General features: G+C 49.5%; 19 protein-coding genes. 10 read left to right on the top strand and 9 right to left on the bottom strand.

The window, feature by feature from the left end:
- Positions 1-8: 8 nt before the first annotated feature.
- Positions 9-470, bottom strand: coding sequence for a ribosome maturation factor RimP (gene rimP, locus AWQ22_RS03845; protein WP_065711622.1), 462 nt, complete (start codon positions 468-470; stop codon positions 9-11).
- Between the two features lie 290 nt (positions 471-760).
- On the opposite strand from rimP, the gene AWQ22_RS03840 reads away from it, so the two are divergent.
- A complete protein-coding gene (locus AWQ22_RS03840) occupies positions 761-1,063 on the top strand; it encodes a 30S ribosomal protein PSRP-3 (RefSeq protein WP_012306380.1) in 303 nt (100 codons plus the stop codon).
- Between the two features lie 147 nt (positions 1,064-1,210).
- Here the strand turns inward: AWQ22_RS03840 and atpC are convergent, their stop codons facing one another.
- From atpC to dusA, 5 genes are all read right to left on the bottom strand, one after another.
- A complete protein-coding gene (atpC, locus tag AWQ22_RS03835; RefSeq protein WP_012306379.1) occupies positions 1,211-1,615 on the bottom strand; it encodes an ATP synthase F1 subunit epsilon in 405 nt (134 codons plus the stop codon).
- A 100-nt stretch (positions 1,616-1,715) separates the two neighbouring features.
- Complete coding sequence (atpD, locus tag AWQ22_RS03830; RefSeq protein WP_065710242.1) at positions 1,716-3,167, bottom strand: F0F1 ATP synthase subunit beta; 1,452 nt, start codon at positions 3,165-3,167, stop codon at positions 1,716-1,718.
- A gap of 156 nt (positions 3,168-3,323) precedes the next feature.
- Positions 3,324-4,073, bottom strand: coding sequence for a 16S rRNA (guanine(527)-N(7))-methyltransferase RsmG (rsmG, locus tag AWQ22_RS03825; protein ID WP_065710241.1), 750 nt, complete (start codon positions 4,071-4,073; stop codon positions 3,324-3,326).
- A gap of 32 nt (positions 4,074-4,105) precedes the next feature.
- Entirely contained in the window at positions 4,106-5,419 is a 1,314-nt protein-coding gene (locus AWQ22_RS03820; protein WP_065710240.1) for a four-carbon acid sugar kinase family protein, read from the bottom strand.
- A gap of 2 nt (positions 5,420-5,421) precedes the next feature.
- Positions 5,422-6,456: a tRNA dihydrouridine(20/20a) synthase DusA gene (dusA, locus tag AWQ22_RS03815; protein WP_065710239.1), complete on the bottom strand. Its 1,035-nt coding sequence runs from the start codon at positions 6,454-6,456 to the stop codon at positions 5,422-5,424.
- A gap of 127 nt (positions 6,457-6,583) precedes the next feature.
- Here dusA and ebsA point away from each other — a divergent pair, with 127 nt between their 5' ends.
- The 3 genes from ebsA (at position 6,584) to ispG (ending at position 9,421) form a co-directional block, all read left to right on the top strand.
- Complete coding sequence (gene ebsA / locus AWQ22_RS03810) at positions 6,584-6,964, top strand: type IV pilus biogenesis protein EbsA (protein ID WP_012306374.1); 381 nt, start codon at positions 6,584-6,586, stop codon at positions 6,962-6,964.
- Positions 6,965-7,040: 76 nt separating this feature from the next.
- Entirely contained in the window at positions 7,041-8,129 is a 1,089-nt protein-coding gene (locus tag AWQ22_RS03805; RefSeq protein ID WP_012306373.1) for a phosphotransacetylase family protein, read from the top strand.
- A gap of 71 nt (positions 8,130-8,200) precedes the next feature.
- The gene (ispG, locus tag AWQ22_RS03800) at positions 8,201-9,421 is read left to right on the top strand and encodes a (E)-4-hydroxy-3-methylbut-2-enyl-diphosphate synthase (protein ID WP_012306372.1); all 1,221 of its coding nucleotides are present in this window, start codon (positions 8,201-8,203) and stop codon (positions 9,419-9,421) included.
- Positions 9,422-9,578: 157 nt separating this feature from the next.
- Here ispG and AWQ22_RS03795 read toward each other — a convergent pair whose 3' ends face one another.
- The 3 genes from AWQ22_RS03795 to AWQ22_RS03785 form a co-directional block, all read right to left on the bottom strand.
- Positions 9,579-9,845 (bottom strand): hypothetical protein, encoded by a 267-nt coding sequence (locus AWQ22_RS03795; protein WP_232321468.1) that lies wholly within the window; start codon positions 9,843-9,845, stop codon positions 9,579-9,581.
- 70 nt (positions 9,846-9,915) lie between these two features.
- Positions 9,916-10,284, bottom strand: coding sequence for a hypothetical protein (locus AWQ22_RS03790; RefSeq protein WP_030005972.1), 369 nt, complete (start codon positions 10,282-10,284; stop codon positions 9,916-9,918).
- Positions 10,285-10,299: 15 nt separating this feature from the next.
- Positions 10,300-11,274 (bottom strand): aldo/keto reductase, encoded by a 975-nt coding sequence (locus tag AWQ22_RS03785; protein WP_065710237.1) that lies wholly within the window; start codon positions 11,272-11,274, stop codon positions 10,300-10,302.
- A gap of 499 nt (positions 11,275-11,773) precedes the next feature.
- On the opposite strand from AWQ22_RS03785, the gene AWQ22_RS03775 reads away from it, so the two are divergent.
- The 6 genes from AWQ22_RS03775 (at position 11,774) to atpH (ending at position 15,182) form a co-directional block, all read left to right on the top strand.
- Entirely contained in the window at positions 11,774-12,133 is a 360-nt protein-coding gene (locus tag AWQ22_RS03775) for an ATP synthase subunit I (RefSeq protein WP_065710235.1), read from the top strand.
- Positions 12,134-12,193: 60 nt separating this feature from the next.
- Positions 12,194-12,928, top strand: coding sequence for a F0F1 ATP synthase subunit A (gene atpB, locus AWQ22_RS03770; protein WP_012306368.1), 735 nt, complete (start codon positions 12,194-12,196; stop codon positions 12,926-12,928).
- A 161-nt stretch (positions 12,929-13,089) separates the two neighbouring features.
- Positions 13,090-13,335 (top strand): ATP synthase F0 subunit C, encoded by a 246-nt coding sequence (gene atpE, locus AWQ22_RS03765; protein ID WP_012306367.1) that lies wholly within the window; start codon positions 13,090-13,092, stop codon positions 13,333-13,335.
- Positions 13,336-13,485: 150 nt separating this feature from the next.
- Complete coding sequence (locus AWQ22_RS03760) at positions 13,486-13,971, top strand: F0F1 ATP synthase subunit B' (protein WP_012306366.1); 486 nt, start codon at positions 13,486-13,488, stop codon at positions 13,969-13,971.
- 129 nt (positions 13,972-14,100) lie between these two features.
- Positions 14,101-14,628, top strand: coding sequence for a F0F1 ATP synthase subunit B (locus AWQ22_RS03755; RefSeq protein ID WP_012306365.1), 528 nt, complete (start codon positions 14,101-14,103; stop codon positions 14,626-14,628).
- Complete coding sequence (atpH, locus tag AWQ22_RS03750) at positions 14,625-15,182, top strand: ATP synthase F1 subunit delta (protein ID WP_065710234.1); 558 nt, start codon at positions 14,625-14,627, stop codon at positions 15,180-15,182. Before AWQ22_RS03755 ends, atpH begins: the two co-directional genes overlap by 4 nt.
- The last annotated feature ends 88 nt before the right edge of the window (positions 15,183-15,270 follow it).

The following is a 15,270-nucleotide window of genomic DNA, read 5'->3' as shown; positions in this document are numbered from 1 at the left end:
TGGGGCAACTAGGGTTGGTCATCTAGCTGTACTTTGGCGACTAGTTTCCGGGGAATGGCGATCGCCTTGCCCTTGAGATTGAGATGGATTGCCGCTTCATCCCGTTCCCGGAGGGTGCCACACCACTCTTTTTGATCTTTGTAGGGAGCATAGGTTTTCACCCGGACAGGAAAGCCCCGGAAGGCGATAAACTCTCGATCCGTGGTGAGGTTGCGGTCGGTGCCAGGGCTAGAGACTTCCAGCACATAGGCCCCAGGAATGATCTCTTGGGCTTCCAGTTGAGGATCGAGTAGGCGACTGAAGCGCTCGCAATCCTCCAGGCCAGTGTCTTGGGAGAGATTCCGGACATCAATTCTGAGGACTGGTGGTTTTTTATTCGTCTGGAACACCACGTCCACCACTTCTAAACCCAACTCTGCAGCAATGGGTTCGGCACAGGTTACGATTCGGGGGATGAGGGGATGAGCCATGGGGAAATCTAGACAACAAAAAAAGCGGGTCAGGCCCACTTCAGGATTTCTTGATCGGGGTGGTATAGATAAAAAATATTTTATCTATCTGCAAATAGTCTAACATTCGCCCGTCACAATGACATAGCTTGGGGCGATCGCCCCCGGTAACAAGTGTTTATTTCTCTGGATTTGTTACCCCAATTCGTCAGGAGATTTTCTAGGGGGCATCCAAATCTCCCGCTTCAATGTAAAATAATAGACTGTAAATTTTTGAAACCACTTGTGTAAATTTGGGTTTGGAGGCTTCTTTGGTAGAAAGATTTCTTTTAAAGGTACTTTGGTTAGATAAAGACGTGGCGATCGCCGTGGATCAAGTTGTTGGGAAAGGCACCAGTCCTTTGACCGCCTATTTCTTTTGGCCCCGTAACGACGCTTGGCAACAATTAAAAGACGAACTAGAAGCGAAGCACTGGATTTCTGAGGCAGAGCGCATCGAAGTGCTCAACCAAGCCACAGAAGTCATTAACTACTGGCAGGAACATGGCAAAAAGACCAGTATGGCTGAAGCCCAGGCAAAATTCCCTGAAGTGGCCTTTAGCGGCAGTAATTAAAGTCAATTGCCCCTGTACTTGTCTTAAATGTAATCACTATCTAAGTTTTTACGACTGTTATTTTGTAATTAATTTCTATAAAAAAATGGGCAGCTCTAGGGCTGCCTTTTTATTGCAAAATTTTTTGGCCCTGGGGCGACACATTGCCTATGCCATGCCACCAGCCGCCATGTAGCGGGCCCGGGTCCGCTTGAGTTCTTTGCGGGCATCAAGGATTGCTTTACGATCTGCCGCATTGACTTGATCAAGTTGTGCCTTTGCACTTTCAAAGGCCTTGCGGGCTTCCTCAAGATCGATGTCTTGACCTTTGGCTGCAGTGTTAACCAGCACCTTTACTTCATTGGCTTCTACCTCAGCAAAGCCATCGGTAATTGCGATGTTCTCCCAACCACTGGTTCGGACGCGAATGACGCCGGATTCGAGGGCTGTGAGGAGGGGCGCGTGGCCCGACAAAATACCGATTTGACCAGAACTACTGGGGAGGATGACTTCTTCGACACTGTCATCCAGTACCGTCCGGTCTGGGGTGATCACTCGTACTTTTAAAGCCATTTGCTTAAATCTAATTCAAAAAATAAGGAAAATTCTGACGTTCAAGGTCAGCACCCCGCAGAACGGTAGCACTGACCTGATGTCTTAGGCGAGGCAGGGTTTAGCCTTGCTCTTTGAGCTTCTTGCCTTTGGCGATCGCCTCTTCGATGTTACCAACGAGGTAGAACGCCTGCTCAGGTAGATCATCTAATTCACCAGAGAGGATGCGCTTGAAGCCTTCAATGGTTTCTTCGAGGGTCACATACTTACCAGGAGAACCGGTAAATACCTCTGCCACGAAGAAAGGCTGAGACAAGAAACGCTCAATCTTCCGGGCCCGGTCTACGGTCAGACGGTCTTCTTCAGAAAGTTCGTCCAAACCAAGAATTGCGATGATGTCCTGGAGTTCCTTATAGCGCTGGAGGGTAGACTGTACCGCACGCGCCGTGTTGTAGTGGTCTTCACCCACGATGCTGGGCTGAAGCATTGTACTGGTGGAATCGAGGGGATCCACAGCAGGATAAATCCCTTTAGACGCCAAAGCACGGGAAAGTACAGTAGTGCCGTCGAGGTGAGCGAAGGTGGTTGCCGGAGCAGGGTCAGTCAAGTCATCCGCAGGGACATAAACTGCCTGGATCGAGGTGATAGAACCTTCCTTGGTGGAGGTGATGCGCTCCTGGAGATCCCCAACGTCAGTACCGAGGGTGGGCTGATAACCTACCGCAGAGGGCATCCGACCGAGCAGTGCCGATACTTCAGAACCAGCCTGGACAAAGCGGAAGATGTTGTCAACGAAGAGAAGTACATCCTGCTTGTTTACATCACGGAAATATTCCGCCATGGTCAAACCAGACAGACCAACCCGCATCCGGGCTCCGGGGGGCTCGTTCATCTGACCGTACACGAGGGCGATCTTGGAATCGTTGAGGTTATCGGGGTTGATAACGCCAGATTCGATCATTTCGTTGTAAAGGTCATTCCCTTCACGGGTCCGTTCCCCTACACCAGCGAATACAGACACACCACCGTGGTTGGTGGCGATGTTGTTGATCAGCTCCATCATGATGACGGTTTTACCAACACCGGCACCACCAAAGAGACCAATTTTTCCACCACGACGGTAGGGAGTAAGAAGGTCAACAACTTTAATGCCCGTTTCAAACACAGAAGGAGCCGTGTCGAGTTCGGTCAGCTTAGGAGCAGGGCGGTGGATTGGGGAGGTTTCTTCTGCACCAACTTCGCCTTTTTCGTCTACGGGTTCACCGAGGACGTTGAAAATCCGACCGAGGGTTTTCTTCCCTACAGGAACGCTGATGGGGGCACCAGTGTCGAGGATATTCATGCCGCGAACGAGACCGTCGGTGGAGCTCATGGCAACGGCCCGGACTTGGTTGTCGCCGAGCAACTGTTGAACTTCACAGGTGAGGTTGATTTCTTGGCCGTAGGGGTTTTTGCCTTGGATTTTTAGAGCATTATAAATCCGGGGCATTTTGCCACTGGGAAACTCTGCGTCAATGACAGGGCCAATGATCTGAGTGATTTTACCTAAAGTTTTTTCTTGTGTAGCTACCATGCTTCTCTATTATCGATTGGTTTCGCTCTAGGCCAAATGCTGGCTTTGTTCCTAAAGTTTTAACCAAATGTAAAAATTTGCCATACTCAGGGTACCATCTCTTGGGATCAAGTAAACAAGATTCGACAGAGGGCCAGGGAGCTTGATCTATAAGGCTTAAACCGGGGCGAGGGGGGATTGTTTCGGCAGGCCGATCGCCCTGGGGAATTGGGGGGCTGTGGTCTGGTTTTTCTCGATGTAGAGACAGGTGCGCTGGCCTTGAGTAATCGGGGTGGTAAATTGCTGTACGGCTAGGAGTTGACCACCACATTGGGCGATCGCCCCTTGGAGTTGTTCTGTTTCGGCCTCAGACCATTGACCCCGATAGAGAACCGCGAGGCCGCCAATTTTGAGTAGGGGCAAGAGATATTCCACACAGAGGGAGGCTTTACCCACGGCGCGGATCGTCGCGATATCGTAACTTTCCCGGTATTTTGGGTCTTGACCCAGGGTTTCGGCCCGGTCAGCGATGCCAAGGGTATTCAGTTGGAGGGTTTGGCTCAGTTCAACGAGGAAATTAATTTTTTTACGGGTGGCATCGAGCAGGGTAATTTGCCACTCAGGAAAGGCGATCGCCAAGGGAATGCCGGGAAAGCCGCCCCCAGTGCCCACATCGATGACTTTTTGGGGCTGAGTTAAACGTTCCCCCAGTACGTCTAGTTTCAAAGCGGCATAGGAATCCCACAAATGCTTTTCCCAAAAGTCTTCTGGAGACGTGATTCGGGTCAGATTCAGCCGCTGGTTGCCGTCGCAAATGCCGTGGTAAAGGGCAGCAAGAGCCGGATAGTGGGAAGAATCGGGTTGCCAAAGGTGAGGATCGGCATAGCGCTGGCATAGGTCGCGAAATAGGGCTTCGATGTCGTTCATGGTTTCAAGAAAAAATAAAGCCTAGATTGGGATCAACGGGGAATTTGGAGGCGTTGGTAAGCGGTGACGAGACTGTGGCGATCGCCCACATTGCCAGGAAACAGTACCACAGGTAACTGGGGAAATTGCGGGTGATCATGCTCCGTTCGCACGAGGCAACAACCGGGGATAATTTGGCCGAGCAACTGAATCGCCGGAACCCGCAAACCTTTTTGGAGCAGCGCATTGGTGGTGTTACCGCCTTTACTAATCACAAAGCCGAGATCTGCGGGCAACTGGGCAAAAATTTTAAGGAATAGAGCCGTGATATTTTTACCAAATTCAAGGTTATGTTGGGCTTGGTCGCTGGCTGGCACTTGCCGACTGGTAAAGATTACGGGGGTTTGTCCGGCCTGACGAATTTTTTGGATCTGCTCTAGCATCGCTACTGCTAGTTGATCACGACTTGGGGATGTTTGGCACAGCTCTACATCGATCTCAAGACCGACAACGCTTATCAATTGCAGTAATTCCGCGAGTTGTACGGTGGTTTTTTGCGTGTGGGAACCGACAATAATCAGGCCTGGTTTTGGCGATCGCCGCACGGTAAAACTTTTTTCTGGGGGAATCGGCTGGGGGCCAAGAGCCGCGAGGGAAGTCAGCAAACTGGCGGCACTGCGAAAGAGAAACTTTTTACCCTGGTGAATCGCGTGAAATAGCGCCGGAACTAGACGATCAAAATCAGCCTGTTGTTCACCGTCGAGGACAACGTATTTGCCATTCTGCAGACGACAAAAATAATCTTGAAGATTTTCGGGTAAATTCCCTGGATTCAGGCAAGCCACTTGATTCGCTGTCACTACGCCCTTCGTTTTTGTCGCAATGAAATCAGGTAAAAAACTGTCCTGAAAACCAAAGAGGCGATCGCCCGCAAATTCTGTCTCAGCCACGGGGATCAAGCGTTCATTTTCCTGGACATAGTGAATGCCGTTGCGGGTAATGCGGCCCCCCTCAAAAAATGCTGGGGCAAAAAAACAGGCATCAAACGGCCCTAATACGTTGGCGATCGCCTCGGTTTCTGCCGGGAAATGGCCCCTCAAGGTGGAATCCGAGCGACTGACGATCAGATATTCCTGGATATTTTCCTGGGTCAGGGCAATTTTGAGATTCCGACAAACTGCTGTGGTGGTGGCGATCGCCTCTGGTTCTGTCAAAGCGCGGGTATTCGCCAAAATAAATAGAATGGGGGCCGGATCCCGTAAACCCAACCGCAACGTGTCCACATCCCAACGCAATAGTAATGGACAACTATGCACCGTTTGGGAGCCCGTCGGGTCATCATCAAACACAATAATTTTTGCTGTCATGGTCACTTTCTCCCAGAAACCATGGAGACCGGATCGGCGATCGCGTTTGTCTGGGGCACTAGGGCCAAGGCTTGCTCAATAATTTTTCGCCCCACCGTCGTTCCTCGACCCTCCTCCGTGATAAACCGTTTCCAGGCTTTGGTGCCGGGCTGGCCTAAAAACAGCGACAACATGTGACGGCTAATGCTGTGGAGTTTCACCCCGGCTTTTGTGGCACGTTCAATGTAGGGCAACATCTCCTCAACAATTTCATGGCGGCTTTTGGGCTGAATCGCTTCCCCGTAGATATCGCGGTCCACCGTCGCAAACAGATAGGGGTTGTCATAGGCTGCCCGCCCCACCATTACGGCATCCACTTGGGTTAAATGGGTTTGAATTTGTTCTAGCGTCGTAATGCCGCCATTGATCTCGATCCAGAGGTGAGGAAAGTCTTGTTTTAACCGATAAACATCTGCATAACGTAAAGGTGGTACCGTGCGATTTTCCTTTGGGCTTAAACCCTGTAGCCAGGCTTTGCGGGCATGGACAGAAAAGCGATCGCATCCGGTTGCCGAGACAATCTCGATAAAGCGGCAGAGGTCTGCGTAACTATCTTGTTTATCGACGCCAATGCGATGTTTTACTGTAACGGGAATATTGACTGCCCCCTGCATCGCCGCTACACAATCGGCCACCAACTCCGGCTGGGTCATCAAACAAGCCCCAAAATTGCCCTGTTGCACCCTCGGACTGGGACAGCCCACATTGAGATTAATTTCGTCGTAACCCCAGTCTTCGCCCACCTTGGCGCATTCAGCCAATTCCTTAGGATTATCGCCCCCCAACTGGAGGGAAATGGGATGTTCTGCGGCATCGAGGTCTAAAAGCTTGGGGCGATCGCCATGGATAATCGCCTGGGTGGTAATCATCTCCGTGTAGAGTAGTGTCCGTCGGGTAATCTGGCGCATCAAGTAACGAAAATGGCGATCGGTGCGATCCATCATCGGCGCTACACTTAACAAATGGGGACAAACCACGGTATTGATCCTCTGCGACATAAACCAAAACGGATGAAGAAATATTCAACGGAAATTTCAGCCAATCCTAGAACAAAACAGAAACCAGCCAACAGGCTACAATGCGATGTATTCTCAACGCTAACTGATTTCTTTAGAGCAATGCCCCATGGCTGTTTTTGACGATATCCAATCTGCAGGAAAGGGAGAAGTGATGGTTTATGCTCCCTACTATCCAAAAAATAAACAAAAAACACTGCCCAAAGCCCTCGGACTATACCAGATCGGCTCCGTTGAGGGGAAACGGGTGATCGAAAAAGGAGAAAGTATCCCCTTTGTGGCCAGTTGGTATGTCTCTAAATTACCGTCGGAAATGACCAGTTGTCGCCTTCAATTTGCGGCCCAGGCGGATCTCAGTTACAGCGTGACATTACCAAACCACCAGTTCGTAGATTACCTCATTGATCTCTTAATTGGCTTTGGTCGTGACGGGGCCATTGACTTTCCTAAGGATTTTTATCGGGAGCTTCTGGGCCTAAAAAAAGAATAGCGTCCTGGTTTGCTCAGTCGCGAAATTCCGTTATTGTGGAGGCTAAAGAATGTGAGCTTCTAAAGGAGTAGTGGGTGTGACCAATTCAACCCAACATATCGTCGTTGCTTCTACCGAACCCTACAGTGGGAAATCTGCTGTGCTACTTGGGTTGGTACAGAGCCTTAAGCAAAAAGGCATCTCTGTGGCCTACAGTAAGCCCATCGGTACAGTTTGGCATGACGAGCAGAATGGGCGTTTCACCCGCATCGAAGATGATCTCCGGTTCCTTGGGGAAGCCTTTGGTCTTAAGGAAACGGAAGTGCGATCGCCGGTACTTTTTCTGGATGAGGCAACGGTGGCCCAGCGACTTACGGGTCAAGACCAAACCGATTATCCTCAAAAACTCAAGGATGATCTAGGGGCGATCGCCAGTGACATTACCTTTATCGAAGCCCCCAAAAGTCTCTGGGAAGGGAGTTTATTTAACCTCTCTGCCGGAGAAATTGCGGCGACCCTAGGGGCCAAAATCCTCTTGGTCATCCCCTACCACCACAAGCTTTTAGTTGATAGTTTGTTGACAATTTATCGGTTCCTGGGCGATCGCCTCATGGGAGTGGTGATTAACAAAATTCCCCCCGAAGCCCTCGAAACCGCCGAGACTCAAATTAAGCCCTTCTTGGCCCAGCGGGGTATTGATGTCTATGGCCTTGTCCCCGCCGACCGGATCCTCCGGAGTGTAACAGTGCGGGAATTGGTGAAGCGCCTCAATGCGGAAGTTCTTTGTCGGGCTAATCGCCTAGATCTGATGGTCGAAAGTCTCACCATTGGCGCGATGAACGTTAACTCTGCCTTGAAATATTTCCGGCAACGACAAAATATGGCGGTGGTCACTGGAGGCGATCGCACTGATCTGCAACTGGCAGCCCTAGAAACCTCCACCCAATGTCTGATCCTGACAGGCCATGTCGCCCCCCAAGAAATTATTCTCAACCGCGCCGAAGACCTAGAAATCCCAATTCTGTCGGTGGACTATGACACCCTGACCACCGTCGAAATCATCGACCAAGCCTTTAACCATGTGCGCCTCCAGGAACCGATTAAAGTAGAAGTGGCCCAGACCCTGTTCCAAAAGCATTTTGACTTCGAGCGTTTCTTGGCCCAGATGCCCTTTCCCGTTGCCTAGAACCTTTGCCAACGCTTATGCTTAGATCCTAGATACCAGCGACTTTTTGTAATTTCCTATCCTCAAGTTCCATGCAAGCTGTAGAGCGTCCTGTGCAAACGACCGATTCCCTTGTGGATACCACTATCCATCGCCGGAAAACCAGAGCTGTCAAGGTGGGCAATGTCACCATCGGCAGTGATTATCCTGTGGTTGTCCAGTCGATGATCAACGAAGATACCCTTGACATAGAGGGCTCCGTCGCGGCAATCCGCCGACTTCATGAAATTGGCTGTGAAATCGTCCGGGTAACTGTTCCGAGTATGGCCCACGCCCGTTCCCTGGCTCAGATCAAAGCGAAGCTCGCCGAGACCTACCAGGCAGTGCCAATTGTGGCGGATGTCCACCATAACGGCATGAAAATTGCTCTGGAAGTTGCCAAACACGTGGATAAAGTGCGCATCAATCCCGGTCTTTATGTTTTTGAACAGGCCAGTGGCGATCGCACCGGTTATACCGAAGCAGAATTTGCGGCCATTGGTGAAAAGATTCGTGAAACCCTCGAACCCTTAGTGGTTTCCCTGCGGGATCAAGGCAAAGCCATGCGCATCGGCGTCAACCATGGTTCCCTCGCTGAGCGGATGCTCTTCACCTACGGGGATACTCCCGAAGGCATGGTCGAATCAGCCCTAGAATTTATTCGGATTTGTCAGTCCCTCGATTTCCATAACCTGATCATTTCCATGAAGGCATCCCGTGTCCCGGTGATGTTGGCTGCCTATCGCCTCATGGCTAAACGAATGGATGAACTCGGCATGGACTATCCCCTCCACCTGGGTGTGACCGAAGCTGGAGATGGAGAATATGGCCGCATTAAATCTACCGCAGGCATTGGGACGCTCCTTGCGGAAGGCATTGGCGACACAATCCGTGTTTCCCTCACGGAAGCACCGGAAAAGGAAATCCCTGTCTGCTATAGCATCCTCCAAGCCCTAGGCCTACGGAAAACCATGGTGGAATACGTCGCCTGCCCTTCCTGTGGCCGGACGCTCTTTAACCTTGAAGAAGTGCTCCACAAGGTGCGCGAAGCGACAAATCACCTCACGGGTCTAGATATTGCCGTAATGGGTTGTATCGTGAATGGCCCCGGTGAAATGGCCGATGCGGACTATGGCTATGTGGGGAAAACGCCCGGTGTAATTTCCCTATACCGTGGTCGGGAAGAAATCCGCAAAGTCCCCGAAGCCCAAGGGGTTGAAGAACTGATTAACCTAATCAAAGCTGATGGTCGCTGGGTTGATCCGCCCCAATAGTTTTTGACAGAAATTCTCTCAATCATTTGTCACCCAGGCGATATCAATTTATCCCCTGGGTTTTTTCTCGTATCCGATCAATAAACCGATTAATGCAGCAGTGAAACCCTGAATATTCAAACTGTTAATGGCAGGGATTTTCTATGGCGATCGCCGACTAATCTTCAGCGTCCTCAGGGTAACGGGCATCGTAGGCAGGACGTTCTGCTTCACTGACGAGGTGTTTTAGGGCATCCAGACGAGAATTAAGCAGGAGTTGAGCAACGGTGGCTGCATCCCCTTCTTTGATCTGCATGGAAGCAAGGGAATCAAAGAGTTTTTGGTAACACTGGTTGAGCTCGTGGTGTAGCTGAAAACGAATTTCGGAGGTATCACGCATGGGCCTGGGGTTGATCAAGTCTGAAAAGAGCACGTACTTTTTCATAACACGCTCCCTTTCACAAGTTAAAGCGCGGCAATATATATTGATTTTCTCAAGAGCAGCGCCTACCGTTTTAATCGAGTCGTTCGAGCATAGAACCGGGGCACCAATCGGTAAAGCCATCAACGGTAAACACGACGTAATCAACCCCGTAGGCGTCCCAATAATCCACTACTTTGCCCTGTTTTTGCTCTGGATCTGCCCGGCGTTGCACGAGGCAACCAAGGGGGAACTCCTGGGCGATCGCCTTATCTTTCAAATCCCTGAGCTTGAGAATGCGGCCTTGCTGATCTGCCGATAATTGTTTCCAGGCGATCGCCTTAAAGTCGGGGTAGGCTTGGGTGAGCAGTTCAATTTCTGCCCAGGTTTGGGCTTGGGTGAGACATTCCGCCAACTGTTCGGGAGATTCAAGCACAGGGACAGGATGAGGAGCAGTGGTCATGGCAATCTTCAAAATTTAACGGGACTGGAACGGATTTTGCACCATGGTTTTTGTGACTTGGGCTGCCGCTTGATCGAGGGCTTCTACTTCAGCGGCGCTTAGGTGCCAACCCAATGCCCCAGCATTTTCCTGGGCTTGGGTGAGATTTTTTGCCCCCGGAATCGGCATTGTCCCTTTACAAATACACCAGTTTAAAGCTACCTGGGCCATGGTTTTTTGGTGCAGCGCCATCAGCTCCTGTAAACAGCTCTGCAACGGGGCCATGTTCGGCAAAACTTGCTTGAAAACTCGCCGTCTTAGACCCTTGGGCAGCGGTTTATCTAAGCTATATTTTCCCGTCAACAGACCAAGGGCCAGGGGACTATAGGCGATTAACTGAATCCCCAATTCGTCGCATACGGCTTTGACGTCATATTTCAGTACCGGATCCGTTGAAAGCAAAGAATACTGCACCTGCAATGTCCGAATCGGTACGCCCCAATCCTGAAACCAACGGTGCATTTCCCGGAGTCGCTGACCACCATAGTTGGATAACCCTACGCCTCTCACCTGACCCGTTTCGTACAGTTCTGCCAAACCGCGCAATAATCGTTTTTCTTGCCAAGGGGCATAATTTGCCGTTGACCAATGCATTTGCACTAAATCAATTGGCCGCTGTAAACGTTTCGCGGAAGCGGCTCCAGCCCGTTTCATCGAGCCAGCGGTGAGCCGCCAAGGATAAGGAGCCAGTTTAGTCGCCAGAACGATTTCCTGTTGGTGACGACCAGCGTAGGCTTGAGAAAATTGCCCCAGTAGGCTTTCGCTACGACCGCTTAAACGCCCGGTTCCATAGGAATCCCCCGTATCAAAGAGGGTAATGCCACTGGTCACACAGAAATTAAACACCTGTTGTAGTTCTTGATCCATGCTGGGTTGGTACCCCCACAGCAGGCGATTGCCCCAGGCCCAGGTGCCACAGCCCATGGTGGGAAGAATAAGTTGCTCGCGCATAACATCAGTTTGAATGGAGTGAAATACTGAGAAAAAGTCAGGAAAAGCTGATTAGTGCCGACTGAAAATTTGCCAGCAAACCAGTAGGGTAACGCCAAAATAACCGGCGATCGCCACCCAATCTAACACCGCAGTCTCCATCGCCATAATCCTCCTAGAACGATTCATTCTCCCACCAAAGCAGGTTTGCGCCCTATAAAAATAACTTGAATCTCCCCAGACACAACCCAGAAATCCCCATCTTTAGCCCTTTTACAGCCTTCGCCCTGGGTCATGGGGAACTTTTTAAGGATTGTGACAATGGCGTGATATGATTGCACGTGGTTTGTACTGTTTCCCTTGTACAAAGCAATATAGACAGTCAAATAAACTGATCAAAACCCTTGATCTTCTAAACCTGCTGAGCGTGAATTCATCTGAGTCTCAAAGCCAATCAGACATTCCCAACTCTTCTAACTCAACCTTAGAAAACAATGGGGATTCGGCAAGTAACACCCCAATGGACGAGTACTATCAGCTCAAACAGTCCATTTTTTTTGTGACTCTTGCCATCAGTGGGGCGATCGCCCTGTTGGTCTGGTACTTCTATTCTGCCCAAACAGCAGTGAGTTATCTCATTGGTGCTGGCGTTGGAATAATTTATTTGAGACAGTTGGCAAAAAGCGTAGAAAAAATCAGTAGCACTAATCCCAGAACCGGTTCCGGTCGCCTAGCCCTTTTTATCGGCTTGATCGTCATCGCAACCCAACTGGAGCAACTGGAAATTCTCCCCGCTTTTTTAGGGTTCATTACCTATAAACTTGCCATCATTGTTTATGTGCTGCCGAATAGTTTACTTGCCGCAGACAAAACAAATTAGAATTCCGCCCTAGCCCTTGATTGTCGAGAGAAAGAACCGGGGAAAGATCATCAAATGGAAATGCTTAATAGTTTAACTACATTTAGTTTATTTCCCCTTGCTGAACTCGAAGTCGGCAAACATTTTTATTGGGAACTCGGTGGCTTAAAAGTTCACGGACAGGTACTAATGACCTCTTGGTTCGTTATTGCTGTACTCGTGCTTGCTTCGATCCTAGCAACCCGTAATGTTCAGCGTGTCCCTGGTGGTTTCCAAAACTTCATGGAATACGCCCTCGAATTTATTCGGGATCTGGCTAAAAACCAGCTAGGCGAAAAAGAATATCGTCCTTGGGTGCCCTTCATTGGAACATTGTTCCTCTTCATCTTCATTGCCAACTGGTCCGGTGCCCTTGTGCCTTGGAAAATCATTGGTTTACCCGAAGGTGAATTGGCCGCTCCCACTAACGACATTAACACCACCGTAGCCCTAGCTCTGTTGACTTCCTTGGCATACTTTTATGCCGGGTTCAAAAAGCGTGGAATTGGTTACCTGAAAAAATATTTGGAACCAACCCCTATCCTGCTTCCAATTAACATTCTGGAAGATTTCACCAAGCCCCTCTCCCTGAGCTTCCGTCTTTTCGGAAACATCCTCGCGGACGAACTGGTGGTTGGTGTACTGGTTTTCTTGGTTCCCCTGATTATTCCTTTACCCTTGATGGCGCTTGGTTTATTCGCCAGTGCGATCCAAGCGTTGATTTTTGCGACCCTCGCCGCAGCCTACATTGCTGAAGCGATGGAAGGTCATCACTAAGGGAAGGTTTGACTTCAGGATTATTGATAAAAGCCCGAAGGCTAGCTAGAAATTTCAACTTGATTTGTGTTTCTGGTCACTTTTTCTGTTAATTTTTTTGACGGGGATCTGTTTTAGAGACCTGTTTATATCCACTTCAATAACATCGAAAGGAAAAAATTATGGATTCTTTAACTGCTGCTGCTTCTGTTATTGCTGCTGCTCTTGCTGTTGGTCTTGCGGCGATCGGCCCTGGTATTGGTCAAGGTAATGCTGCGGGTAGTGCAGCCGAAGGGATTGCCCGTCAACCCGAAGCGGAAGGCAAAATCCGCGGTACTCTCCTCCTCAGCTTGGCTTTTATGGAAGCTTTAACCATCTACGGTCTTGTTGTTGCCCTCGTTCTTTTGTTTGCAAACCCCTTTGCGTAAAAAGACACTGGACTGGGTTTAGGTCATTCGAGGCTGATTTAAAAGCAGCTCACCTGGATGACCTAGGCCCCGTTTTTCCATGGGACAATGGGGTAACCCCCTAGATGTATAAACTCTATAAGACCCAAACACGGTGGGGTCAATTGATAAATGACACACTGGACAATTGTTTTAGCAACTGAAGCAGTCGAGAAAACCGCTGAGGGTGGTCTTTTTGATTTTGACGCAACGCTCCCCGTGATGGCCATTCAGTTTTTGGTCTTGGCGGCGTTGTTAAATAAGCTTTTTTATAAGCCTATTGGTCAAGCGATTGACGACCGTTCCGATTACATTCGCACTAACTTAGTGGACGCGAAAGAACGTCAGCAAAAGGCGGAGGACTTAGCCGCTCAATATGAGCAAGAACTCCGTGATGTGCGTCGTGAAGCCCAGGATGTAATTGCAAAAGCTCAGGCTGAAGCTCAAAAGGTCGTAGCAGATGAAGTGAAGTCTGCCCAGGCTGAGGCTTTGGCGGAGCGGGAAAAAGCAGCTCTGGAAATCGAGGCACAACGGGAATCTGCGTTCAAATCCCTTGAACAACAAGTTGATTCTCTAAGCCAGGCGATCGCCTCTAAATTAGTTGGGGCAAAGCTTTAGGGTAGTGCGGTTTTCGCTGCCTAGATGGGAACTCTTGAAGATTTCAAGCTTTTATATCTTTAAGAAAAAGAGTTATCCATTTTTAGATGTATACACCATAAGCAAATAGCGCTGGGGTAGATCGATATCATGGGAATTATTTCCTACCTTGCCACCGCATCGGAGGGTGGTTTTCATTTAAACTTCGACATTTTAGAAACAAACATTATCAACCTTGCGATCATCATTGGGGTTCTGTACGTCTATGGGAGCAAGTTTATTGGCAATATTTTAGAGACGCGCAAAAGCAAAATTGTCGCCGATCTAGAAGACGCTGAAAACCGCGCGAAAAAAGCCCAAGAAGCACTGACAAAAGCCCAGAAAGATCTCGAACAGGCCCAAGCCCAGGCTGCCAAAATTCGGGAAGACGCTAAGGTTGCCGCAGAAAAAACCAAACAAGACATCTTGGCCAAAGGTCGCGACGAAGTTGAAAAACTCAAGGCCTCTGCGGTTAAAGAATTAAGCACAGAACAAGCGAAAGTAATCACCGAGCTGAAGCGACGGGTTGCAGAACTTGCTCTGGCAAAAGTGGAAGCTCAATTGCGGTCTGATTTGGATGAGTCTGCTCAAGCCAAGTTAGTTGATCGCAGCATTGCACAACTGGGAGGTGGCGCATGAAAGGCAACACAATGATTGCTCAGGTCGTTGAGCCCTATGCTGGTGCCCTGATGACCCTTGCACAAGAGACCAATAAAGTCGAGGCATTTGCAGAAAATTGTCGGGCTTTACTGTCACTCTTCCAAGAGTCTGCGGAGTTCCGGTCTTTTGTGATGAATCCTTTGGTCAAAGCAGAGGATAAAAAAGGTGTTCTGCAAGGGGTTTGTGGCCAGGATGTAGATGCCTACTTCCTCAACTTTTTGTTTTTGCTTGTGGATCGTCGGCGTATTGTTTTCCTCGAAGGCATTTGCCAGGAATTCGTCGCCCTCCAGCGAAAACTGAACAATATTGTTCTCGCTGATGTCACGAGTGCGCAACCGTTGACCACTGACCAAGAAGCGGCGATCGCCGATCAAGTCAAACAAATGACCGGGGCCAATGCCGTCGAATTGAACATTAGCACCGATGCCGATTTGATTGGTGGTGTCGTGATCAAAGTCGGTTCCAAGGTCTTTGACGCTAGCTTGCGGGGCCAACTCCGGCGGATCAGCATGGATCTATTAGGCTCAAACTAAGCTGGTGCCAATTTTTTGGATCTGTTTTAACACCGGCCACTTAACTTTAAAAGTGTCTCAATAGACTGTCTCTAGAATTAACCTTATT

Source organism: Picosynechococcus sp. PCC 7117 (genome assembly GCF_001693275.1).
Classification (GTDB): Bacteria; Cyanobacteriota; Cyanobacteriia; order Cyanobacteriales; family MRBY01; genus MRBY01.
This window is presented reverse-complemented; position numbering and strand designations above follow the sequence as displayed.

Coding starts and splice junctions, on each gene's coding strand:
- rimP (WP_065711622.1), bottom strand. CDS start 470: ATGGCTCATCCCCTCATCCCCCGAATCGTAACCTGTGCCGAACCCATT.
- atpC (WP_012306379.1), bottom strand. CDS start 1,615: ATGGCTTTAAAAGTACGAGTGATCACCCCAGACCGGACGGTACTGGAT.
- atpD (WP_065710242.1), bottom strand. CDS start 3,167: ATGGTAGCTACACAAGAAAAAACTTTAGGTAAAATCACTCAGATCATT.
- rsmG (WP_065710241.1), bottom strand. CDS start 4,073: ATGAACGACATCGAAGCCCTATTTCGCGACCTATGCCAGCGCTATGCC.
- AWQ22_RS03820 (WP_065710240.1), bottom strand. CDS start 5,419: ATGACAGCAAAAATTATTGTGTTTGATGATGACCCGACGGGCTCCCAA.
- dusA (WP_065710239.1), bottom strand. CDS start 6,456: ATGTCGCAGAGGATCAATACCGTGGTTTGTCCCCATTTGTTAAGTGTA.
- ebsA (WP_012306374.1), top strand. CDS start 6,584: ATGGCTGTTTTTGACGATATCCAATCTGCAGGAAAGGGAGAAGTGATG.
- ispG (WP_012306372.1), top strand. CDS start 8,201: ATGCAAGCTGTAGAGCGTCCTGTGCAAACGACCGATTCCCTTGTGGAT.
- AWQ22_RS03795 (WP_232321468.1), bottom strand. CDS start 9,845: ATGAAAAAGTACGTGCTCTTTTCAGACTTGATCAACCCCAGGCCCATG.
- AWQ22_RS03790 (WP_030005972.1), bottom strand. CDS start 10,284: ATGACCACTGCTCCTCATCCTGTCCCTGTGCTTGAATCTCCCGAACAG.
- AWQ22_RS03785 (WP_065710237.1), bottom strand. CDS start 11,274: ATGCGCGAGCAACTTATTCTTCCCACCATGGGCTGTGGCACCTGGGCC.
- AWQ22_RS03775 (WP_065710235.1), top strand. CDS start 11,774: ATGGACGAGTACTATCAGCTCAAACAGTCCATTTTTTTTGTGACTCTT.
- atpB (WP_012306368.1), top strand. CDS start 12,194: ATGCTTAATAGTTTAACTACATTTAGTTTATTTCCCCTTGCTGAACTC.
- atpE (WP_012306367.1), top strand. CDS start 13,090: ATGGATTCTTTAACTGCTGCTGCTTCTGTTATTGCTGCTGCTCTTGCT.
- AWQ22_RS03760 (WP_012306366.1), top strand. CDS start 13,486: ATGACACACTGGACAATTGTTTTAGCAACTGAAGCAGTCGAGAAAACC.
- AWQ22_RS03755 (WP_012306365.1), top strand. CDS start 14,101: ATGGGAATTATTTCCTACCTTGCCACCGCATCGGAGGGTGGTTTTCAT.
- atpH (WP_065710234.1), top strand. CDS start 14,625: ATGAAAGGCAACACAATGATTGCTCAGGTCGTTGAGCCCTATGCTGGT.